The sequence below is a fragment of the Brevibacillus sp. AG162 genome, assembly GCF_006715575.1.
GTDB lineage: Bacteria > Bacillota > Bacilli > Brevibacillales > Brevibacillaceae > Brevibacillus > Brevibacillus brevis.
In genome coordinates this window covers 121,797-145,594 of the sequence record NZ_VFNO01000004.1, presented here as the reverse complement: position 1 = coordinate 145,594, position 23,798 = coordinate 121,797, and the positions used below count along the sequence as shown (strand labels likewise).

Here is a 23,798-nt window from a genome sequence, read left to right as displayed (position 1 = left end):
GGGCGTTAAGATAGTACCATGAATGCATTCATAAGGTGGGACGAATCATGACCAAATATCAAGTCCTCGTAGTCGACGACGAGGCTGAAATCCGCGACGCAATCGAAATCTATCTCAAAAATGAATCCATGACCGTATTCAAGGCTAGCAATGGACTGGAAGCGTTGGAAGTACTGGAGAATGAAGAGATCCAACTCATCCTGATGGACATCATGATGCCAAAAATGGACGGGATGACCGCTACCTTTCAAATTCGACAGAAAAAAAATATCCCCATTATCATGCTGTCTGCCAAATCAGAGGATACCGATAAAATCCTCGGGCTTAACATCGGTGCCGATGACTACGTGACGAAGCCTTTTAATCCCTTGGAGCTCATCGCCAGGGTCAAATCTCAGTTAAGACGTTTTACTAACCTGGGAAGCGCTCAAATGACAGAAGATGAGATCGAGGTACGCGGCTTGACCTTGAACAAAAGCACCAAAAATGTAGCCATTGATGGTAACGAGGTCCGGCTGACTGCTACCGAGTACAAAATCCTGGAGCTGTTAATGGAAAACAAGGGCCGGGTGTTTTCGATCGAGGAAATTTATGAACGGGTCTGGAGAGAGCCTTATATGAACGCGGAAAACACGGTCGCTGTCCACGTGAGGCGGATTCGGGAAAAAATAGAGATCAACCCGAAGGAACCTAAATACTTGAAGGTGGTATGGGGAATTGGATACAAAATCGAAAAATAAACGCTTTGCGGTACCCGTGCTGATCGTCCTGATCGTGAGTATTTCGCTCGCTCTCCTGACGATGGCCGATCTCTACCATAAACGCGAGAATCTCCATGAGGATAATTACTTTCAAAGCTCAGGCTTCAATCGTGAATTAGAGATATTTGCTGAGCTGGTGAAAAAGGTTCATGTAGATTATGCAGACTACACTCCAGGAAAACTGGACGAGAAGACAGCGAATCAGCTAAAAAAAGAGCATGAGGAAACCCTCCGAACGATTAAAGAAGATAACCCGCTCTTAGATTCGATAAAACGGGCAAAAAGTGAGGGTGACAACGAGAGAGTCGCCCAATTAACGGAAGAATATTCACAAAGCTTGCAAGAAAACATCGCAAAAGCAACGTCGCATTATCAGGAGCAGGTGAACAACAGAATCGCCGAAAGAGATACCGAGTACGAGGAACAAAAAAACAGCCTCACCTTGCGAAGCGGCTCCTTCAAATACTACGTCACCGATAAAAAGAACAACAAAGTTTACACCAATCTCGCGCAAGAACCTACAGAATGGGAACTAGCCCGATATGCGCGCTATACAATCAACCTCCCTAATACGAACGGGGATTTGGAAAGCATCAATCGCACTTATCAACTGAATCAATTAAGCGGTATCTTTTATGTCCCAAAAGAACCAGACGGATATAGTCAGGTCCACGCAGATGCCCTTTACTACGATTCTATTCGGGAGCGGCTGATTGGCGAGTTTGTCTTGCTTACGGTTACTCTCCTTATCATTGCTTTTAGCTTTTTATACTTGCGAACAGGCAAACCGGCGGAAGTGCCTATTGTTACAAAAAGCATGGCTCTGTTCCGCCTTATCCCGCTGGATATTCGGATGGGTCTGTTGTTCGTACTTGGAATTACGTACTTCCTTATGTTGGCGAACCTGCGCTTTTTCTTCTTGCCGATTGATGGTGAGCATATCTTTACCCTTGCGTTCGTATCCTTGTTCACCGCTTACCTGCTTTTACAATTGCTGGAGGCGCGGCTCATGTACAAAGAACCTGAGAGATTCTTGCAACAGTGGCAAAAGAGTATCTTTGCCAGACAACGTGTCCTTCTTCAAGAAAGCTATGCCAATCGCGGCATGTTCTTCAAAGTATCCACGTTGTTCATCCTGACTGTCATGTTCGGAATGAGCATCGGTTTCGGATTCGTCGCCCTAATCGAAAGTTCCGGTAGCTTACTGTTTTTCAGCTTTTTGTATGGCATGTTTTACATGATCGTCGTTTTCCCATACTCGCTTAGACGCTTGGGACTGATGAACCGCATCATGCAAGGTGCCTCCGAAATGGCTGGAGGCAATATGAACGTTACCATTCAGAAGGTGAAAAAAGGGAAGTTATCTGATTTGGCCCACTCGCTCAATAACATCACAAAGGGACTCAAGCACGCGGTGGAAGAACAAATGAAGAGCGAGCGCATGAAATCCGAGTTGATCACAAATGTCTCCCATGATTTAAAAACACCACTGACGTCGATTATCAACTACGTTACCCTGCTCAAGCAGGAAGATTTGACACCAGAGGAACGCAAGAGCTACATCGATATTTTGGATCGCAAAGCAGATCGACTGCGCGTCCTCATCGACGACCTGTTTGACGCTGCCAAGATGTCCAGCGGCGCGGTGGAACTGAATATCGAGCAAGTGAATGTAGCCTCCCTGCTCAACCAATCCATCGCAGAGTTCAGTGACAAAATCGAGCAATCGACGCTCACCTTCCGCGTAACGACGGAGCAGCCTAAGATCGTCGCTCCTCTGGATGGCAAGAAAACGTGGCGCGTATTTGAAAATCTGATCGGCAACGCCCTGAAGTATTCCATGCCGAATACGCGCGTCCTGATCCACTTGGCAGAGACACAAGATGACGTCATCCTGACGTTCAAAAACGTCTCCGCCTACGAGATAGACTTTGATGCCCAAGAGCTGTTTGAACGTTTTAAACGCGCCGATCAATCCCGCAATACCGAAGGCTCCGGCCTCGGCTTGGCTATCGCAAAAAGCATCGTAGAATTGCAAGGCGGCAGGCTGTCGATTGATATTGATGGCGATTACTTCAAAGTCATCGTCGTATTCCGCAAACACGCATAAGAATCAAATAGAAAGGCCAGTGCCCGATCATCAGGCACTGGCTTATTACGTGGTTTTCACCCTGTTAGATGGCAAAGTTCCTTTCAAATAGAGACTCAATACTTGCAGCCACTTCCTGCTCATCGGCCCCCTCCACCTCAAACATAATTTCGTCTCCGGTCTTTGCCCCCAGAGCCATTACGCTGAGGATGCTTTTGCCATTAGCCTGCTTATCATTATAGATCATCTTGACCGACGAGCTGTATTGATTGAGCAGGTTCACCAAGACAGAAGCAGGGCGAGCATGGAGACCTCCACTCACGGCTACTTCCAGATTCATTCGGATCAATTTCACGCCTCCCTTCCTGTTCGATCTCTTACAGAAAAAACTTCTCAATGACCTCTGCCACCCCATGCCGATCGTTCGTTTCCGTGACATGCCGAGCCAGCTGTTTCAGATCGTCAGGAGCATTGCCCATCGCCACACCCATTCCGGCGAATTGGAGCATCTCTGCATCATTGTAGTTGTCGCCTACAGCAACAATCTCGTCAGGCTGAATCGCAAGCCTATCACTCACTACTGCTAGACCACTTGCCTTGGAGATGCCCACAGGCAATATTTCCAAATTATTCGCGCCCGATGCCGTCACGCGAACCCCCGAAAGCTCGGCTTTCTCCAGCTCTTGTCTCGCTGCCAACAGACGCTTCTCGTCGCCCGTAGCGAAAATTTTCGGAGCACACACTTCATGTTTACGAACGTATCCGGCTATCAACCGCGAAGCCTGGATTTTGAGCGGGTATTGATTTTTCCAGAGCTGGCGCAGTGTCCAAGCATTTAACAGCGGAAACAAGTCCGTCCACTTCCACGTGCGATTCGTGACAGCATAAGACTCATGCAGCAGCATGACATCCAAGCCATGCGATACGAGTATATCTGTAACCCTCGCCGCTATCTCATACGGAATACGCTGTACATACAGCACCTGATCCGTCTTGGGATCTGCAACGTATGCGCCATCATGGGAAACAAGTGGTGCACTGATCTGGAACTGCTGGGCCAACGATTTGGCCGATGGGTATGCCCTGCCGGTTGCCAGTGTGACGTGGACGCCTTGCTTCACCAGCTGGGTAATAGCCCGCTCTGTTACTTTGGATAAGGTATGATTCGACATCAAAATCGTTCCGTCCACATCCAAGGCGAGGAGTTTGTATTTCACACGAGTCCCATCCTTATGTGACGGGCTTGAAAAACTGGGGCAGATGCTCCTTGTGCGCCTCCAGCATCTCATCGAGTATTTTTTTGGCGATCACATCAGACGGCACCAGCGGGTTAATATTCATCGCCAACAGCGCCTTATGGTAATCACCCGTTACAGCTGCCTCAGCTGCCACTCGCTCAAACGATTTGATTTGCTGTACGAGTCCACGCACGGGAACAGGCAAATCCCCAACAGCCAAAGGAATCGGTCCTTCTCTTGTAATGACGCAGTTCACTTCAACTGCCGAATCATCCGGAATGCTGGCAATCGCTCCATTGTTGCGAACATTTACCGTCTGGATATCGCGCTTGTCGTTGTAAATGGAGTAAATCAGATTGCAAGCAGCCTCACTGTAATAGGCCCCGCCGCGCTTCTCCAACTGCGGAGGCTTGATATCTAGGTCTGGGTCTTCGTAGAGTGCGAATAGCTCCGCTTCCACCTGCTTGACCACTTCAGCCCGCGTACCCTTCTGCTCCGCTTCTTCCAGCTCATGCTCAAGCATCGTGCGGGTCTGGTAGTAGTAACGATGATACGGGCACGGGAGAATCCCCAATGCTTTGATGAAATCTTTATCCCAACCAAGGTCCAAAATGTTTTGCATCGTAATACCCGATTGATCACCCGTGATCTTATCGATTACCTGGGAAATGACATTTTCCCCATCCAGGTACACACCCAGTCCGAAGATCATATGATTCAATCCGGCAAAATCAATATGAACCCGCGATTGCTCGACCCCTAAAACAGTGGCAACACCCATTTTCATCCCGATGGGAACATTGCACAGCCCAATGACCTTTTTGCGGTTGGTATATCGCAGCACTGCCTCTGTGACCATACCCGCCGGATTCGTGAAGTTAATCAGCCAAGCATCTGGACATAGCTCTTCCATGTCGCGACAAATGTCCATAATGACCGGAATGGTACGCAAGCCTTTAAACAAGCCGCCGGGGCCATTGGTTTCCTGACCGATTACTCCGTATTTCAAAGGAATACGCTCATCCTTGATCCGCGCGTCCAACAGGCCTACGCGCATTTGTGTCGTAACAAAATCTGCGCCCGCAAGTGCTTTTCGCCGATCCATCGTCAAATGGATCTCGATAGGCACCCCTGCCTTCTCTACCATCCTTTTGGCCAGGGCACCTACTGTTTGCAGCTTTTTCTCGCCCTCCGGAATGTCCACCAGCCACAATTCCCGCACGGGCAATTCATCGTAGCGTTTGATGAAGCCTTCCACCAGCTCAGGTGTATAGCTAGACCCTCCACCGATCGTTACAATTTTGATTCCACTCATACTCCTGCCTCCTTCCCTGCATGGATTTGGCTGTACAGCTCGACAAACTCCGTAGCCAAATCCTTGACTGTTATCGCGTTCATCAAATGATCCTGGGCGTGAATCAAGAGCATGCTGATCTCAGTCTTTTCGCCCGCTATCTCCTTCTGGATAAGTGCCGTTTGATTTTGGTGTGCACGACCGAGCTCTTCTCCTGCACGCTTCAACGCGTCCTCTGCGCCTGACATGTCTCTATTTTTAGCCAGAGCGATTGCTTCCATTGCCAGACTCCGCGCGTTTCCTCCGTGAAGTATTAGTTGAAAAATAACGTCTGTATGGTCCAAATCTATCTCCACCTATCCAAGTTCGCTAAAAGTCACGAGCTGTATTTTTTGATCACGAATGTATTGCTTTAACGCTGCTGCCGTTAAGATTTTCAATTCTGTGGTTCGTTGCTTTGCGTATGAGCTGCCTGTCAGTATCGCTTCGTCCAAATAAGCAGGGTGCGTCATGATCTCAACTACAGGATAATCTGCCATATCCTCTACGATCCTGACGAAGGATTGTACGGTTAGGTCATCTCCATAAAAATGATGAGAAAAGCCTTCTGTCGTCAAAACACTCGACTGGTCTCGCTGCTCCTGAGACCCGGACATCCACGGATAGCGAACTGGCACCCTATATTCCTCTGCCAGCTTCAGAACAATCGGCAAAACGGCTGGATGTGCATGTACATGGTGGTGGCTGTCGATATGCGTCAGCTTGAGCCCTGACGCCACGAACCTCTCCAATTGAGCCCGCAGCTCCCGCTCGATCTCCTCCGGTGCAGCAGATGTCAAATGATCTTGCCCGCGTCGAAAACGCCCCTCTCCATCCGTTAGCGATGGCACATCCTGACTGACTGGCGATCCGCATGTGAGTACCAAATGAATGCCTACTCCGAGCGTTGGATGTTCTTTTGCCAGCCCTACAGCGTGCTCGAATCCCTCCATATTGACCATCAAGGTCGCAGAAGTAACGACTCCTTCCCGATGCGCTTCGACGATGCCCAGATTGACGCCTTTGGAATACCCAAAATCGTCTGCATTCACAATCAATTTCATAGATAGCCTCTCCTCTAGCGATTACATAGTCACAGCTGTATCGGAAGCAGTACCAGCTTTTTCTTCACTTACCTTTTGTTTATCCCACAAGCGGAAGAACGGATAGTAGATCGCGAGCGAGATGAGGAAGTTCACCGCTTGAAGAACCATCCCCGATACTTTTCCACCTGTAGCCAAATATCCGCTGACAAATAATGGTGTCGTCCACGGAACAGATACCCCGCTTGGCTTTGCTACCCATCCGAGCGACATCGCAAAATAGCTGATAATAACCAATAAGACAGGGGTAAACACAAACGGAATAATCAAGAGCGGGTTCATGACGATCGGCATTCCGAAGATGACCGGTTCATTGATGTTAAACAAACCAGGTCCGATCGAGAGTCTGCCGATGTTTTTCATCTGTTTGCTGCGTGCCATGAATACCATCAGGACAACGAGAGCCAAAGTGGCACCTGATCCCCCTGCATATATCCACATGTCAAAAAATTGCGTGGTGACGACGTTCGGCAATTCACCGTTTGGATTTGCCTGAAACGCCGCTCTGTTCTGGTCCATCAATGTCAGCCAGATGGGACTCATAATGCCACCGACTATCGCCGCACCATGCAAACCGACAGCCCAGAGTACATGAATAAGCAATACACAGATGATGGCGCCAATCAGGCTGCTGCCGACCACACTCAATGGACCGACTAGCAAATCTTTTACAATATTATGAATACTTTCAAAAGAGGTGTTTTCCAGCAGAATCCGAATCAGCCAGACAACGATAAGCACAGCACCCGCAGGAATCAATGCTACAAACGAACGGGAAACGGCAGGGGGAACTCCGGGTGGCATGGAGATGACGATTTTCATTTGGATGATTTTGCGATAAATCTCCGTTCCTAAAATCGCCAATATCATAGCTACAAACAATCCCTGGCTACCCATCAGCGTAAGTGGAATGACTCCTCCTACCTCTTGGGCTGCACTCGCTCCTTCAGGGGTGAACATTACTTTATACGGAGTAGCGAGCAAGAAGGAAGCGACTGAGATCGCTCCGGCCGACAGCGGATCGACCTTGTATTTTTCCGCCAGTCGGTAGGCGACGCCAAAACTGACAATCAATCCCATGACGTCAAAAGTAGCACCTACCGGATACAGCAGCTTCGTCCGCCATTTTTCGCCGAAAATACCGCCCATGAATTCGTCATAGCCAGGAATCGGTATGAAGCCAATGATGAGGAACAGAGAACCAATGATCAACAAAGGCAAAGTAAGGATAATTCCGTCACGAATGGCCTGCAGATGCTTTTGCTCTGCCATTTTTCCCGCTATCGGCATCATGCGGTTTTCCATAAAAGAAACAAATCCGCCCATACGCATCCCCCTCCTACTGTTTTAGACGAAGTGCAAACTCAAGCACGTTTTTCCCGTTCAACGTTCCGTAATCGACGGTACTGATTACGTCTACAGGTATTCCTCTGGATGCCCCTTCTTTTTTCATCTCTGTCAGCTTGTAACGAACTTGTGGCCCCAACAAGAGCACTGCTGCTTGATCGATATGATTCTTCACTTCATCTGCGGAAACTGCCCATATTTTTGCGTCCAACCCTTTTTCTCTGGCAGCCTCCTCCATTTTTTGAACCAGCAAGCTTGTCGACATACCCGCTGCGCAACACAATAAAATATTCATTGTACCCCCTCCTCTCGACGAGTTATGCCTTTTTGTAAGAGCAAGTTACGTGCCAAAACACCAAAAAATGTATGCGCTTTCCAGAAAAACCGCATGGTTAGTCTTATTTCGCTGCTTCATCGCCTGTCATCCTCATTAGTGTTTTTATGTAAGCGCTGTAGTGTTTGATTTTAAAGCTGGAAAAGACAAAAAATAAAACACTGGTTACGCCAGTGTTTTATTGTGTATAAAGAAATTCATGATAAAGCAAACGTCGTCCTCACTGATCGCTACCTCATACTTGTCTTCCAGCGGCAATAATTCATGGCGGATTAAGCTGTACAGCTTGCGGTTCTCCAGTAAAAAGCTGTCTTTTTGTATATACGCCACCGATTGCGCCCCTGCTTTCAAACGATCTACCAAGCAGCAGATGTGCAAGTAGGCCCCAATTCGCGTGTCAAAAACCAAATAATTGTTCAGTCGCTCTTCCATACGGCCGACACACATTCTCACGTCAGCGAGAATATCTTGTCCATCTACCATTTGCAGATGCTCCCCCAGCGACTCTTGCATCTTCAGGTAGGCCTCTTCCAGGTCGATCACTTGCTGGATATCTGACATCGCCTCTCCATTCAAAACATCATCCATGCTATGGTGGCGCAACTCGCGGTCAAGAATGTAATTGCTCACCACGAAGAGAATTTTTCTCTCCTCCTTGATTTTTCGAAGCTGACTGCGGGCCTGTACCTTATCGATCAGTTGCAGCGGCACAAATTCCAGCAGGTTTTCGTCGTATCGGAGCCTCGATTCCAGCAGCTTTTTCAAAAACAAGGCACTGCCTTCCCCAGACAGGCAGGCAGCGACGATCGTCAGCGCCGGAACATGCTTTTGCACCTGCTCTTTTGGCTGCTCCTCCCGCTGGTAGAGTGACATTCCCACGACATCTCGATAAACGTCCTCCAGCGAATGACCGAGCATGGCCTTCCGAGTGGCCTCAATCACATGTGGTGTGCTGACCATCGGAATGACCTTGACCGGAATGCCGATCTCCCTCTCAATAATCTCGCCAAAGCCGAGCAGCGACCCCATATCTACGAGCAACAGCATTCCAGCCTTGCTCCCGATCTCTCTGGCTACTTTCAGTGCTTTTTCTAAAACACTCATGGAATCTTCTTCAAGCGGCAGGTCAATGGCTCTCGCATACTGTGTGACCAGCAATCGGTTCGTCACATCGACCATCGCTGTCGCACCGCCGCTGCCGTGCGTAATCACGAGCACCCCGATTGTTTCCCGCTCTTCCTCCATGCTGACATCGTCGAGCACGAAAAACATGGTCAAATATCCAGCCTCACCAATCGGCAGATCCATGAGTATCGCTTCTTCTATCATGCGCACGCACTCGAGCGCCACAGCAAACTCTTTCTTGTATTTGATTCGCACATGGTTGATTTGCGGATTTACGATCTGTTTGCCTTGTGCGAGGCGCTCCTTCGATGTCTGAATATGCAGCGCGAGACCAAAGATCACCTTCTGGCTCAAAATCTTCTCCAGCTTGGCCTCTGCGAAGCGAACGATCTCTTCCACAAGGTGAATGATGAACGGGTCGATAATCCGGGCCATGTCGCCCTTATTCACTCGTTGATGGACACCTTTGATAAAGGTCGTAAAATAATTCTCGATATCAAACTCCAATTCTTCCTCACTCACACCGAGGTTTTGCAGCTCATGTATTTTTTGTTCGATCTTTTCGTAGACACTGTCCGTCGCATCCCCTGTTTCCCGTCCGATCCAAATGCCTTCCTTTGAAGGCTGCACGACAAAGTAATTGTGCTCCGTCCCAATGATTTGATCCAGCTCCTGCTTGTAATCCTTCACCAAAAGAAGCCCTTGCTTGACATGATGCGGCAGGTCTTGGACCGACACGTGCAGTTGATTTTTCTTTAACGAAATAAACTCGGCATAAGCGCTGGCGCAGGTGAGCTGAATATCTGTTTTTAACTGTCCAATATTATTTGGGCAGTGGTAGCACAAGAACGCCTGTACAGCATTGGCTGATATCTGAATCTCTCTCCCCAACCGGAAAGCCTCTTCTTGGAAAATTTCCATCGTAATTCGGAAACGCTCTTCCAAGCCACGCTCTACTAACGATGGCAGCTTGATCACCATGGGAATACGCCTCATGAACGTTTTTAAGAGACTCGACTCCGGATTCTCAGTCGTAGCCATAAGAATCTGGACCTGAGCAGTCCGCTCCACCTCGGTTTCCCCTACGCGGCGGAAAATCCCCTTATCCATGAAAGTAAAAAAGATTTCCTGTCCTTCCGCTGGCAGCCGATGCACTTCATCGAGGAATAGAATGCCACCGTCTGCCTTTTCCACCAGTCCTTTGCGGTCCATCTCCGCTCCGGTATACGCCCCTTTTTTGACTCCGAACAATTGACTGATCAAAAGCTGGGGGTTGTTGGCATAATCAGCACAGTTAAAAATCACGAAAGGAGCACGCTTATCCAGGCGTCCAATATCAACGGCAAACTCGTGAATCATCCCAGCAAACCACGATTTGCCCACACCCGTTTCCCCCAAAATCAAGCAATGCATCCCTCTCGGCGGATACAAAACGGCCGCCTTTGCCTGCTCAATACGCGTGATCAGGCTCTTGTTGGTTTTCGCCAGCCTGTCCAGCGACGTCTCCGCCAAATAGAGCGAATCGTTTCCTTGCTTGGCAAAAAACAGCGTCGGACGCCCTTCTTCCTTCTCGATTCGGCCTTCCTTCCACAAACGGTTCAAATCGCTGCTCACATTCGCTCGACTCAAACCAAGCCGCTCAGCCAACTCTGAAGCGCTTACTTTTTTATCAGGACCAGCGTCTACCAACGTCTGGAATATTAAATCTAATCGTTTCACTCTATCACCCGCCGTTGAATAGATAGAAAGTCACGAAATGCACAACCAATCCTTTTCAATTCCACGAATATTTGGGAAAACCTGCTTGCTGCTCTTTTCCCCCTTCCCCCGTTTTTGTCCCGTTGATTTATTTTTCCGTCTCCTTTCCCTGGTGTACGATATAATAGATAAATAATGATTGACAGGAGATAGCAAATCCATGATGGTTTTCATCTTGTTTACCATATGGGCATTAGGTCTGTTCGTGCTGTTCACAGACCCGAAACGAACATCAATCCGCTGGGCTTGTGCGACTGCCTTTGTTGGAGCTGGGGGCTTTATCTCAGGCGTGATTGACGAGACGATCATGCCCTATTTTGCAGATTACCTGGCCGCAAAGCCCGGGACCACGAACACCCTGATATTGGCAAGCCGCATCTCTTCTTTTATTTGCCAAGCGGGTTTGCCCTACACGTTTCTCATGTTTGCCGTACACTCAGCTGAATTTTTGTCTCGCAGAGTAAAGCTGACGATACAATACGCTGCTCTTCTCATGCCACTTGGAATGCTTTGGATTACACCCGTTTATCCCGAGCTGCTTTTTAACTACTGGATTATGGTGGCATGGGTGATTCCGTTTTTTCTGTTCTCCTGTACGCTGCTTGTCGTGCAGTACATGAGAGAAAAAGATCCACTCGTGAAAAAGAACAGCTTTTTCACGAACGTACTCATCATCGTTCCGTTGTTTTTCGTCTTTATTTTCATCTACATCATGCGTATCCAGAACGATTACGAAGCTTGGCGCTACAACATGCTCGTAGTCACGATCCAGTTTATCCTGATCGTTGCCATCAGTCTGAAATACGGTTTCCTAGGCGTCCGTCTCCGCGTAGAAAAAAGACGTCTGGACAGTACCTTGCGCGCCTTGACCTCCGGTGCGCAAATCATTAACCATACGATCAAAAATGAAGCAGGCAAAATCTCGCTGTATGCCGACCGTATCGAGACATATGCAGATGAAACCAACCAGCCGTCGCTAAAAGAAGACGCGCTTGTCCTGATGCAATCCTCGCAGCATATGCTGGACATGATGAATCGGATTCAAAACCAGCTGCGGGACGTCGAGCTGCGCGAAGAACCATGTGACCCCGGCCAAATCATCGGGCAAGTCACACAAAATTTGACACCCTATATCCTGAAACAACAGGTAGAAGTTGTTAGTGAATTGGACGAAACACTTCGCTTGTATGGCGATGGAGTACAACTGCGCGAAGTCATCACCAACTTGTGCATGAATGCGCTGGAAGCCATGAAGTCGGGCGGCAAGCTCCATCTTCAGCTATTTTTGTCCCACAAGCATCTCATCATCACTGTCGCAGACACAGGCACAGGCATCACAAAAGAGAACCTGCCTCACGTGCTCGATCCTTTTTTCTCGACAAAAAGGACAGGGCAAAATTTTGGTCTTGGGCTCTCCTACTGCTACAATGTCATGCAAAAGCATCAGGGCCAACTGGAAATCTACAGTGAGCAAGGCAAAGGAACCACCGTTTTCCTGTTCTTCCCGAAAAAGCGCGTCATCATAAACGACTCAGAATAGCGAAAGGACGCTCACAAACATGAATCCAATCAGGGTATTTTTAGTAGAGGACGATCCCGTCTGGCGCAAAGGTCTCATTGACTTCCTGAACAAAGAACCGGATCTTACTGTAGTTGGGGAAGCCGGGTTCAAAGCAGAAGCAATCGAGCGCTTTTTGCCTGCCAAAGCGGATGTCGTCTTAATGGACATTAACTTGACCGAGAACAATTTGGACGGGATCGAGACGGCAATCGAATTCATGGCACTCCAGGCTGACAGTAAAATCATCATGCTCACCTCTCTGACAGACGAGGCAGTGATCGTGGAATCCTTCTCAGCGGGTGCCGTCAATTACATCAGCAAATCGAGCTTCAAGGAAATTCCTGACGCTATCCGTGCTGCTCACAACAGGCAGTCTGCCATTCACCCTACGGCAGCTGCGGCACTGCGTAACGAATTTTTGCGTTTGAAAAACGATGAAAATCAAAAGCTGTTATCTCCCGCAGAAAGAGACATCCTACAACTAATCCACCAGGGTCATACGCAGACGCAAATTGAACAATCTCTCCACATCACGAAGCGTACGATCAAAAATCACATCAACCGAATCCTCAAAAAAATGGGCGTCAAAACAAGCAAGGAAGCGGCCGCAAAAGCCAGCCAAAAAAAGCTATTCTAGGTCTTATTACCAGGTACCAATGAATGTTGGTACTTTTTTTACATGCTCCACTCTTTACAATGAAAGCTATAGAGCAACGCAAATTATCCTTTGTAAAGGTGTGGTCCACATGGCCCTTATTTATTCTTTCTTAAAAACGATCCTGATGCTGTGGTTTCGCCCTCGTGTGCTTGGACTCTCCAAAATTGACTTGTCGAAGCCATCTCTTATCACTCCCAATCACGTCTCCTTGCTAGATGCCGTACTCTTGTCGTTTTGCTTGCCAAAAGAAGCGACCTTTGTCGTCAACACGGAGATCGCCAAGCGGTTTGCGTTTTTCCTCCGCTTCCGCAAGCATATCGCGATCGATCCACTCAATCCGTACTCCATCCGTCACATGCTCCGCGTCCTCCGCAACGGACAGACGCTGGTGATTTTCCCAGAAGGTCGGATCACGACGACGGGCGGCATCATGAAAATCTACAGCGGTGTCGGCTATCTCGCTCTACGCACTGGCGTAACGGTTTACCCGATCATCATTAATGGCCTGGAACGTTCGATCTTCTCGTATTTGAAAGGAAAGCTGAAGCTCTCCTGGTTCCCGGATGTGACCATGACAGTAGGCACTCCGTTCACCATCGATCGCGATCAGAACCTGTCGATGCGCGAACAAAAAGCCACGGCCAATGATCGTATCCTGCGTATTCTCCAAGAAGGCTTGTTCGAGAGCCGGATGAAGCAAAACGTGAATCTGTTTGATGAAGTTCTCGAAGCAGCACGCCTGAATGGTGCAAAAATGGAGATCGCCAAGGATCTGACGTCCGCGATCAACTACAAGACCTTGTTAATCGGCAGCTACTTACTCGGCAACAAATTGCAGCCAATGCTCTTGGGAAAACCGGTCGTCGGTGTATTCCTTCCCAATTCAGTGGGTCATCTCGTAACGTTGCTATCGTTGTTCCGCATCGGAGCCACTCCAGCCATCCTGAACTTTTCGCTTGGCATTCGTTCCTTGCTGGATTGCTGTGAGACTGCCCATATCGATACGATCCTGACGTCGCGTGTATTCATTGAAAAAGGAAAGCTGGAGCATATCATCGCAGGTCTTTCACCGAGCATGAAAATTGTTTATCTCGAGGATTTGAAAGCATCCGCGACTGCTTTTGACAAAGTGTCCGCACTCTTCTCTTATTTGCGGAAGAAAAAGGCTTCTGCGACTAGCAACGAGCTGATTCTCTTCACCTCCGGCAGTGAGAGCAAGCCAAAAGGTGTCATCCTGACGCATACGAATCTGTACGCGAATATTCAACAAGTGACCAGTGTGATTGACATTACGAGTCGCGACAAGTTTTTCAATGCCCTGCCTATGTTCCATAGCTTCGGTCTTACTGCAGGAACGCTTTTACCGGTAGTGAAAGGCATCCCGGTTTATCTGTATCCAAGTCCGTTGCATTATAAGGCGATTTCGGAATTGGTCTATGATCAAAACGCAACGATTCTCTTCGGAACCTCGACCTTTATGGCTGGTTACGGACGTATGGCCCACCCTTACAACTTCTACTCCTTGCGCTACGTATTTGCAGGAGCAGAAAAGCTGAAAGACGATGTGCGCAAGCTGTGGATGGAAAAGTTCGGTGTGCGGATTTTTGAAGGCTATGGGGCAACGGAAACAGCTCCGATCCTGTCGCTAAACACCCCGCTGGCTAACAAACCAGGAACCGTCGGTCGTTTGATGCCTGGGATGACCGCCAAGCTGGAACCAGTCGAAGGAATCGAGGCTGGCGGAGAGCTGTTGGTGAAGGGTCCAAACGTCATGAAGGGTTATATGATTCACGGAAAAGGCTTTGTACCGGCTGAGGAATGGTACCACACAGGTGATTTGGTTACAGCTGACAAGGACGGCTTTTTCAGCATCCAATCCCGCCTGAAGCGCTTCGCCAAAATCGGCGGCGAGATGGTTTCGCTCAATCTGGTTGAAGAACTGGCTATGCAATGCTTCGGACACTCCGGTTTTGCTGCGATCACAGTGAATGATGCGCGAAAAGGTGAGCGTGTCCTGCTGTTTACCACAGATGAATCGGTTCAACTGAGCCAATTGCGCGCGTATTTGACGGAAAAACAATACTCGCCTCTGCTCATCCCAGGTACGATGCAAGTCATCAAGGCTCTACCACTTCTCGGTAGCGGCAAAACGGATTACGTCAGTCTGAAACAGCTGGCCGAAACGGGAGGAAAATGATGTGAACATACGATTAAAACCACTACAAGCCCTGTACTTCACTCAATTTCTATCGGCCTTTGCCGACAACATGATTTTGTTTGTCATCGCGAATCTGCTGCGGGAGAACGGTTTTTCTCCCGCGATGCTTGCACTCGTATCAATTTCATTCTTTCTTCCTTACGTTTTTCTCGCTCCACTGGTTGGGCCTTTTGCCGACAAGCACGCCAAGTCAATCGTACTGGTGATCGGCAACCTGATTAAAGCGCTTGGTGTCGTCCTGCTGTTTTTCATCGACCAGTCGAGCATCATGATGCTGATGTTGTGTTACTTCACAGTCGGAGTCGGAGCGGTCGTGTATTCTCCGGCCAAGTACGGAATCTTGCCGGAGCTGACTCGAAATGAAGATGAACTGTTTCATGCGAATGCACGCATCGAAGCCTATACGATCTTTGCGATTTTGACAGGAATCGGTGGTGGTGGAGCAATCGCTAACATGACAGCGCCGCTTATCTCGTCAGGAATTTGTCTGCTGATCTATCTGCTGTCGCTTGGCATGACTTTCTTCATTCCGCGCATGAGAGGGGATGCATCGATTCGCTATGGGGCAGAAGCACGACGCTTTTTCATCGACTTCCAGCACCTGATGAATCGTCCGGAAACGAGCTTTGCCCTGATTGGAACCGGAGCATTCTGGATGTCCTCTGCTGTCCTGCGCGTGGCCGTTCTGGCCTGGATTCCCCTCGCGCTTGGGATTAACCCGGAGAGCTTCTCTGTATCGCTGATTCTTGCGACGACATCCATCGGAATTATCGCCGGAGCTTTTCTCGCTCCCAAGCTCATTCCTTTGTCTCATTTCACTCGATCGCTGACATACGGATTCGGAATGTTTCTCATCATCGTTCTATTTCCTTGGACGAATATCACCTTTGTTGCGATCTGTCTATTGCTTCTCGTTGGATTCATGGGCGGCGTGTTCATTATCCCGATGAATACGGTCTTGCAGGACGAAGGCAAGCGGATGGTTGGTTCCGGGAAAACGATTGCGATTCAGAACTTCATCGAGAATCTGCTGATGGCAGTCGGCTCCGGCATTTACTACCTGATCACCTATATCGGCGTCTCCATCTCCGGTGCGATTGTTGGTCAAGGGCTGCTACTGCTCGGGTTCCTGCTGTACTTGGTGAAGTATCGCAGAAGAATCGTTCGTTGACAGGTTTGCGTCATAGAAAAAGAAAAAGCCGTGACTACTAGCGTCACGGCTTTCTTGCGTCAATCTATGCTATTTCTTTTGCTGCGTATTAGTTGTCGGTGTACCCGATTTCTCCGCAGCCTTTCTCGCTTCGTTCAGTTGCTGATAAAATTCACCTTTTGTTTTGACGGACGAAAACTTCGCTGCATCGACTTTTGCTTTTGCAGACAGCTCGGTGATTTCTTCTTTGGTTACCGCGTCCTTGATGTTGATGGAAGCGATATTGGTGTATTTGCCATCTGCCGTTTTCGGAACGCTCAGAATACCTGCATTGATCAGCTCTACTACGTCCTTGCGTTCAGGTGCAGTGGCGTCCACACCTGTAATCTTCCAGTTGTTTTGTACTTTTGGCTCGTAAACGCCTTTTTTCACTTCTTTCAGGTACGCAATAGCACGGTTGCGGATCGTTCCACCTGTTTCACCAAATGCACTGTTGTCCTTGGAAGACCATAGCTGTTCGAACTTGCGTCCTTCCAACGCCCCACCTTTTGCTTGCAAAGCTTCCATCCGGTATGCGTTCATTCCGAGCTTCAAGCTATCTGTAGCCTTGATCGGTGTCTCATCGAGCTTTCGCAGGTTCGTGATGCGGCTGCCGTACGGCTTGGTCAGATCGATTTCGTATTTCACGCCACCGAAGAAATCGTTCGTGCTGTATTTGGAAGCGCGGCGTTTTGGATCAAAGCTTACGGTCACGTCACCAGCGCGCGTGGAATTGAAGTAGCCCACCGCCCATTCCATATAGTCCTTCAAGTCTTTTCCGGTTACTTTATAAACGGTAATCTCGCCACCTGCGTATTGGTAGTTGTAGGCGATATCCTTTTTCTTGATCGGACCGACATCCAGCTTGGCTTTGTCGTTGTCGATCTGGTGAGCAACCACGTCTGCCTTGCTGTAGTAGAGCATCACTTCATGGAAAAAGTCAGATAGCGGCGTCTCCTGAATTTGGACCGTCGGGATGCCCTCGATCTCGTTTTTCGGCACCAGATCCATGCCTTTGAGCTCTGCTACGACGATGTTGGCATCTGCACGCGCGAATTCATGGAAAGGCTTGAGCTTGGTCTCCAGCGCTGCATCGGATACCGCCAGTGTGCCATCTGCGCCTTTTACAGGGACCGCAGTCGCTTCCTTGTCAGTCAGCACGAGCTTGCCGTCTTTCTTCTCGAAAGTCAGGTCAATGCGAGAGAGATGCGTTCCGTATTTATCCGGCTCTGTGATCAGGACGCCGTTGATCTCTTCCTTCTTCACAAGCTTGTGCATGTGCCCTGCAAAAATCGCGGTCAGTTCTGGAACGGCGTTCGCGATATCTGCTACGCCCGTACCCGGAATTCCGTTTTCATTCTCGATGCCCATGTGCATGAGACCGATCATGACGTCTACTTTGCCTTCCAACTCTTTTACGGCTTTCTTGGTTTCTTCTACCGGGTTTTTGATCACGAGGCCATCCAGATGATCGGTTCCTTTTTCGAAATCGGTAATCATCGGTGTATTCATCCCAATGACGCCGATTTTTACGCCGGCACGCTCAATGATCGTATACGCAGGGAGAAAGCGCTCGCCGTTTTCCTTGTAAATGTTTCCTGCCAAAACAGCGCCTTTGTATTGGCTGCTGACCTTGTCTAATACATCAAGTCCAAAATTAAATTCATGATTGCCAAAAGCCCACGCGTCATAGTTCATTTCGTTCATCGCGACCATGACAGGAGACTGCGGTTGGTCATTGAACAGCTCTGCCGAGTTGTCTTGGATCGAATCGCCTGCGTCCAGCAACACGGTGTTCGGATTTTCTTTGCGAATCTCTTTAATCATCGTGAACAACTGCGTCATGCTGCCATTTTGATTCGGGCCATCCAAAGCATAATCCCACGGCATGAATCGTCCGTGAATGTCAGATGTACCCAGCAACGTAATTTTGGTAGGTGTTTCTGCGGCCTTTACCGGTGCGGCGATCCCCATCATCGCACTGCCAAGCACCATGGATGTAAGTGCTACGCTTAATAAGCCCTTCGCTAGTTTTTTCATGTTTTCCCCTCTGTCTCTCTTAATCTGTCAGTGCCCCTCGATGGTGTTGCTCTTATTGTCCTCCTATTCTTTTATATATGAAAATTCTGGTTTGCTATCTAACTATAGCAGGCATATGAAAGGAAAAATAGCAAAAAAAGCCGTGACGAGGATGTCACGACTTCATTACGGCATAGTTTTGCAGGCATTCGAGAAACAGTTCCCCGTACTTCTCGAATTTCGCCTCGCCTACTCCTTTGATCTTGAGCATGGCCTCTCTGTCAGTCGGGCAAACACTGCTCATTTCCTTCAAGGTACTATCTGGGAAAATCACGTACGGCGGTACTTTTTGTCGCGTAGAGATTTCCTTGCGCAACGCTCGCAGGTGCTCGAACAACTCGTCATCCTCTGTCAGTTGTACAGGACGTATCGAGATTTTTTGCACGACGCGCTCTTCGCCCCGCAGAACAGGCAGTGCCCGCTCCCCCAGCTTGACGATTGGATATTGGCTCTCCGTTACTTGCAAATAGCCCTCTGCAATGAGGAGCTGGATCAAGTCTGCGATCTCTTTTTCCTTGTATTCCTTCATCAGACCGTACGTAGGCAGCTGATCGAAGGAAAACTGAGTGACCTTTTTATTCTTCGAGCCTTTCAGTACCTGCGCGACGAGTGCGGCACCGAAGCGCTCTCTCATACGTTTGACGCAGGAGAAAATCTTCTGTGCTTCGAGCGTAATATCGGACAGCTCGGTCTCATCGGTACAGTTCGCGCAACGTCCGCACGCGACAGCATCTGTTTCTCCGAAGTATTGCACGATGTTTTGCTGCAAGCAGCGCGGCGTCCGGCAATAGTCGATCATCGCGTACAGCTTTTTGTACTCCAGCTCCTTGCGCTCGTCCAGCAGTTGATTCTGCTCGATGAAAAACGTTTGCGTCTGGATATCCTGCGGCTGAAACAGTAGAATACACTCGCTTGGCTCTCCATCGCGTCCCGCACGGCCTGCTTCCTGGTAATATGCCTCCAGGTTTTTCGGCATGTTGTAATGAATGACGTAGCGTACATTGGACTTGTCGATTCCCATGCCAAATGCGTTGGTCGCGATCATCGTCCGGACATCATCGAACAGAAATGCTTCCTGATTCGCCGCACGCTCCTCCTCCGTCAGTCCTGCATGGTATTTGGTCACAGCAAAGCCACGCTTGTCCAAATCTGCATGCAAGGCGTCCACGTCTTTTCTCGTTGCCGCATAAATAATACCCGCCTGCTGCTTATTCGCCCGCAAGTACGCCTGGATGAATTCTCGACGGTTCTCCCCCTTGCGTACAGACAAGATGAGATTGTCTCTGCCAAACCCTGTGATAAAAAGGCGCTCGTCCTTTAATTCTAGCTGTCGCTTGATGTCTTCGGTTACCTCTGGAGTCGCTGTGGCGGTCAAGGCTGCGACGAGCGGGCGCTGTGGCAAGGATTGAAGAAAACGGGCAATCGCCAAATAACTCGGACGAAAATCATGCCCCCACTGCGAGACGCAATGCGCTTCGTCCACTGCTACAAACGAGATCGGTACATCCTGAATCAGGTTTTGGAACGCTTCGGATTCCAAACGCTCCGGGGCGATATACAACAGCTTGTACTCTCCCCGCGCTGCCATACGCAGTCGGTCGCGAACCTCGCTATAATCCAGTGAGCTGTTAATTTGGGTGGCGGGAATGCCCATGCTGACCAGCACGTCTACCTGATCCTTCATCAGTGAGATGAGTGGGGAGATCACGATGGTTACGCCGTCCTGGAGCATCGCTGGGACTTGATAACAGATGGATTTCCCTCCCCCGGTTGGCATGATGCCTACGGTGTCATGTCCAGCTAACAGGCTTGTGATGATTTTCTTCTGGCCTTCTCGAAATGATTCGTAGCCAAAGTACTTTCGTAAAATCTCTTGCGCTTTATCTAACAAAGAGAATCACCTTCTCTTTCGACAGGAATTTTCAATGGGTCTCTATTAGTGTAAACATAGGGATTGGGACAAAACAAGGGGGACTGGTTGGTTTGAGTCAACATAGTGGAGGAGAAGAAAAAGCACAGTTCTCTTCGACTCTGACACGCCAGCATGGGGGGATTGACTGGCCGTCTCCACTTAAAAAAGGGGACCGTCGAGCCAAAGCCACCCTATGGGCGGAAGTATCTCAAAGAAGAAGTGTTCGACAAGCGTGGTCCCCTTTTTTAAGTTCCGACTGGGTGGGCGTTGTCAAGGTCTGCGAGCCCTGTGCTTTTTCTTCTCACCGGCTTATCTGGTTCATCCATACCTTTTCTTACAATACAAAAAGCACCACATGGGTGCCTAATAAGTAGCCTATGAAGTTACCGAATAGATGAATCGTTTTTTCTGTAGAAGCCAAATGAACAAGTAGACCACATACCCAATAATACCGCCCGCTGTATTCAGGAGTAAATCATCGACATCAAACGTTCCTACATTCATTACGAGCTGTGTCAGCTCCAGACCGAGGCTTAGCATCAGGGATAGCAGGATGACTCTGAACAGGGAGCCGGCTTTTTTCGGGAACAAAAGTGGTAGCAAGAAGCCTAACGGCATGAAGGCGATCACGTTTCCTACGAAGTTCACCGCACTATGCCAGCTTTGGTTATACCGAATGCCTTTGACATAGTTTTCGATTTCGTGAAACGGCACCAAATTACTTCGGTGGCGCAACCGGTCCGCAATCACAGACGGATCGCTCCAAATGATTTTCCACTGGTCCAATAGCAAGCTGGTATCTAAATTGCCGAATTTAAACAGCAGTACCTTCACGACGAGAAACAAGTAGAGGGCAAACACTGCATAACCAGCAATAGCAAGCAGTTCTGTCGGTCTCTCCATTTTTTGCACGTTATCCATTGTCAAACCCTCTCTCCATCTGATTCGCGTAAAAGCGTCAACCCGACGAATATGGTCAGCATGAGCACAGCCCATGTTGTTTTCCTCATAAAAAAAGCCCTCCTACACCTGCAAAAACAAAGGCTGTAACCTTCATGCAGTCAGGATAGACTTTTCGATTAAAATTAACGGAAACGAAAGGTAAAGAAAAAGTAAAGCTTTTCTCAAATGCTTGAGATTGTACGTGGCAGCCGAACGGTAAAGGTCGTCCATTCGTTTGTGCTTTCGACGGAAATGCTGCCTTGGTGCAGATCGATGATGCTTTTGGCGATAGCGAGACCGAGACCCGAGCCTCCTGTCTCTTTCGAACGTGAGGCCTCCACCCGAAAAAAGCGTTCAAACAAGCTCGGCACATATTCAGCCGGGATCGGCGCTCCGTTATTGGCGACAGAAATCGCGACACCTTCTCCTTGCTCGAAGACGCGAATGATAATTTCTGTACCATCGTGTCCGTATTTCACGGCGTTGGAAATGAGGTTTTCCAAAACGCGAACGAGCTTGTCGGTATCTCCTGCCATTTCGATTTTTTGATCAGGCGTATCTACGATTAAACGCAGCCCTGCCTCATTCGCCACGAGTCGAAAGCCGACCGATACTTGTTCAACCAGCTCTACCAAGTCAAACTGCGTTCGCTTCAAATACGCTCCGCGATTGCGGACCTTCGTGTACTCAAACAAATCATTGACGAGCACGTTCATCTGTTTGGCCTTCTCATAGGCAATATGTGCGTAGTTCTTTAGCTTCTCCTCGCCCTGGTGTTTGTTCTGCTCAATCAGTCCAAGGTAGCCAATGATGGAGGTCAACGGCGTTCGCAGATCATGGGAAACGTTGGTGATCAGCTCATCCTTCGATTGCTCCAGCCGCCGCTCCTCCTCCATCGCATCTAAGGCGCTTTTGACTAGAGCATGGATGCTATCGACGACTTGGCCCAAGCTGCCGTTCGGACGAATGGAAATCTGGTGGTGATAGTTGCCTTTTGCAATGAAATGCAGCTCGTTAATGATTTGTTCCATTTGCTTTTGTTCCAAGTACTTGCGGATACGAACGACGGACCACGCTGCAAACATACCGGTTGCCAACAAAATAATTGGGATTTTAAAGGAGTTGATATCGAAATTGACCCGCAACTTCCAGATGAACTCTCTGATTTCCGGGATGGTGTACAAATAGTTGTTGGCAAAAAAATCAGCCATTTGAAAAACAGCGTAGATGATCATGAGGCCAAGCAGCAAATCGAAAAGGATGCGAATAAAATCCTTGGCTCTAAGCTTCAATTTTGTAGCCGACCCCCCAGACCGTCTGTATCACCTTCTCGCCATTGGTCGCCTTCTCCAGCTTTTCTCTCAGATTGCTGATGTGAACCATTACCGTCTTGTAGGAAACGAAATTCTCCATTTTCCAGCAGCGGTCAAAAATTTCTTCCGAGCTGAATACCCGATTCGGATGACTTGCCAGAAGATGCAGGACGGAAAATTCCAATGCCGTCAGCTTGATCGGGGTGCCTTCTTTTGTCTGAACGAAGTGACTTTGCTTGTCGATAATCAATGGCCCCGCCTCAATCACATGATCCTGTTTGTTTGCCTGCGTGTAGTTCGCCCGTCTCAGGAGAGACTTGACCCGCGCAATCACTTCCAGCGGATTAAACGGCTTCGCCACATAGTCGTCTGCACCCGTCATCAAGCCCAGGATTTTGTCCATATCATTCGTTTTGGCACTCGCCATCAGAATGGGGATGGTCGAGTTTTTTCGTATTCGCTTAGTCACTTCCAGCCCATCCAGATTGGGCATCATCACATCCAGAATGACGAGATCGATGGCCTTCTGCTCCAGCCTCTCCATCGCTTCCAGACCGTCAAAAGCCTTCTCGATCTCATACCCTTCGTTGCTCAAATATATCGCCATCAACTCTACAATCTCTTTGTCGTCATCTACAATCAAAATCCTCACGGACAAACACCTCCGAACTCGTGCATGGTAGATATAGATAGCATCACTATATCAAGAATTGTTAAAGAAAAGGTAAAGCAACTGATTGTTCTCTAACATTATCGCCATTCCGTTCAGGAGACCAACCGAGCGAGTGAGAGAGCAATATTTCAAACATCCCCTTGTGTTATAACTAACTTGAATTTC

The 23,798-nt window shown here is 48.7% G+C and carries 19 protein-coding genes; 6 read left to right on the top strand and 13 right to left on the bottom strand.

The window, feature by feature from the left end; genetic code table 11:
• Positions 1-47: 47 nt before the first annotated feature.
• Positions 48-740: a response regulator transcription factor gene (locus FB479_RS14525; RefSeq protein WP_142065780.1), complete on the top strand. Its 693-nt coding sequence runs from the start codon at positions 48-50 to the stop codon at positions 738-740.
• Positions 718-2,871: a sensor histidine kinase gene (locus FB479_RS14520; protein ID WP_142065779.1), complete on the top strand. Its 2,154-nt coding sequence runs from the start codon at positions 718-720 to the stop codon at positions 2,869-2,871. The genes FB479_RS14525 and FB479_RS14520 overlap by 23 nt, the downstream gene beginning before the upstream one ends.
• A gap of 64 nt (positions 2,872-2,935) precedes the next feature.
• On the opposite strand, the gene FB479_RS14515 is transcribed toward FB479_RS14520, so the two are convergent.
• The 8 genes from FB479_RS14515 to FB479_RS14480 all read right to left on the bottom strand — a co-directional run bounded on the left by FB479_RS14515 (position 2,936) and on the right by FB479_RS14480 (position 11,049).
• The gene (locus tag FB479_RS14515) at positions 2,936-3,199 is read right to left on the bottom strand and encodes an HPr family phosphocarrier protein (RefSeq protein ID WP_007724557.1); all 264 of its coding nucleotides are present in this window, start codon (positions 3,197-3,199) and stop codon (positions 2,936-2,938) included.
• Between the two features lie 28 nt (positions 3,200-3,227).
• The gene (locus FB479_RS14510) at positions 3,228-4,067 is read right to left on the bottom strand and encodes a Cof-type HAD-IIB family hydrolase (protein WP_142065778.1); all 840 of its coding nucleotides are present in this window, start codon (positions 4,065-4,067) and stop codon (positions 3,228-3,230) included.
• Positions 4,068-4,080: 13 nt separating this feature from the next.
• The gene (locus FB479_RS14505) at positions 4,081-5,403 is read right to left on the bottom strand and encodes a 6-phospho-beta-glucosidase (RefSeq protein WP_106654938.1); all 1,323 of its coding nucleotides are present in this window, start codon (positions 5,401-5,403) and stop codon (positions 4,081-4,083) included.
• Positions 5,400-5,726: a PTS sugar transporter subunit IIA gene (locus FB479_RS14500; protein ID WP_106654939.1), complete on the bottom strand. Its 327-nt coding sequence runs from the start codon at positions 5,724-5,726 to the stop codon at positions 5,400-5,402. The genes FB479_RS14505 and FB479_RS14500 overlap by 4 nt, the downstream gene beginning before the upstream one ends.
• Before the next feature lie 12 nt (positions 5,727-5,738).
• A complete protein-coding gene (gene chbG / locus FB479_RS14495) occupies positions 5,739-6,485 on the bottom strand; it encodes a chitin disaccharide deacetylase (RefSeq protein ID WP_142065777.1) in 747 nt (248 codons plus the stop codon).
• Between the two features lie 21 nt (positions 6,486-6,506).
• Complete coding sequence (gene celB, locus FB479_RS14490) at positions 6,507-7,850, bottom strand: PTS cellobiose transporter subunit IIC (RefSeq protein WP_370511688.1); 1,344 nt, start codon at positions 7,848-7,850, stop codon at positions 6,507-6,509.
• 13 nt (positions 7,851-7,863) lie between these two features.
• Positions 7,864-8,166 (bottom strand): PTS sugar transporter subunit IIB, encoded by a 303-nt coding sequence (locus FB479_RS14485; protein ID WP_015893830.1) that lies wholly within the window; start codon positions 8,164-8,166, stop codon positions 7,864-7,866.
• Positions 8,167-8,370: 204 nt separating this feature from the next.
• Positions 8,371-11,049, bottom strand: a complete 2,679-nt coding sequence (locus tag FB479_RS14480; protein WP_106654942.1) for a sigma-54-dependent transcriptional regulator — start codon at positions 11,047-11,049, stop codon at positions 8,371-8,373.
• A 199-nt stretch (positions 11,050-11,248) separates the two neighbouring features.
• Here FB479_RS14480 and FB479_RS14475 point away from each other — a divergent pair, with 199 nt between their 5' ends.
• The 4 genes from FB479_RS14475 to lplT all read left to right on the top strand — a co-directional run bounded on the left by FB479_RS14475 (position 11,249) and on the right by lplT (position 16,696).
• Complete coding sequence (locus tag FB479_RS14475; RefSeq protein WP_142065775.1) at positions 11,249-12,628, top strand: HAMP domain-containing sensor histidine kinase; 1,380 nt, start codon at positions 11,249-11,251, stop codon at positions 12,626-12,628.
• A 19-nt stretch (positions 12,629-12,647) separates the two neighbouring features.
• The gene (locus FB479_RS14470; RefSeq protein WP_106654943.1) at positions 12,648-13,286 is read left to right on the top strand and encodes a response regulator; all 639 of its coding nucleotides are present in this window, start codon (positions 12,648-12,650) and stop codon (positions 13,284-13,286) included.
• A 109-nt stretch (positions 13,287-13,395) separates the two neighbouring features.
• A complete protein-coding gene (locus tag FB479_RS14465; protein ID WP_142065774.1) occupies positions 13,396-15,504 on the top strand; it encodes an AMP-binding protein in 2,109 nt (702 codons plus the stop codon).
• Position 15,505: 1 nt separating this feature from the next.
• Positions 15,506-16,696: a lysophospholipid transporter LplT gene (gene lplT, locus FB479_RS14460; RefSeq protein WP_142065773.1), complete on the top strand. Its 1,191-nt coding sequence runs from the start codon at positions 15,506-15,508 to the stop codon at positions 16,694-16,696.
• Between the two features lie 69 nt (positions 16,697-16,765).
• Here lplT and FB479_RS14455 read toward each other — a convergent pair whose 3' ends face one another.
• The 5 genes from FB479_RS14455 to FB479_RS14435 all read right to left on the bottom strand — a co-directional run bounded on the left by FB479_RS14455 (position 16,766) and on the right by FB479_RS14435 (position 23,618).
• Positions 16,766-18,709, bottom strand: coding sequence for a bifunctional metallophosphatase/5'-nucleotidase (locus tag FB479_RS14455; RefSeq protein WP_370511689.1), 1,944 nt, complete (start codon positions 18,707-18,709; stop codon positions 16,766-16,768).
• A 199-nt stretch (positions 18,710-18,908) separates the two neighbouring features.
• Positions 18,909-20,684 carry a DNA helicase RecQ gene (recQ, locus tag FB479_RS14450; protein WP_142065771.1) on the bottom strand — a complete coding sequence of 592 codons (1,776 nt, stop codon included), beginning with the start codon at positions 20,682-20,684 and terminating at the stop codon, positions 18,909-18,911.
• 396 nt (positions 20,685-21,080) lie between these two features.
• Positions 21,081-21,626, bottom strand: coding sequence for a VanZ family protein (locus FB479_RS14445; protein WP_142065770.1), 546 nt, complete (start codon positions 21,624-21,626; stop codon positions 21,081-21,083).
• A gap of 203 nt (positions 21,627-21,829) precedes the next feature.
• Positions 21,830-22,939, bottom strand: a complete 1,110-nt coding sequence (locus tag FB479_RS14440) for a sensor histidine kinase (RefSeq protein WP_142065769.1) — start codon at positions 22,937-22,939, stop codon at positions 21,830-21,832.
• Positions 22,929-23,618 carry a response regulator transcription factor gene (locus FB479_RS14435; protein ID WP_221629577.1) on the bottom strand — a complete coding sequence of 230 codons (690 nt, stop codon included), beginning with the start codon at positions 23,616-23,618 and terminating at the stop codon, positions 22,929-22,931. The genes FB479_RS14440 and FB479_RS14435 overlap by 11 nt, the downstream gene beginning before the upstream one ends.
• Positions 23,619-23,798: the final 180 nt, after the last annotated feature.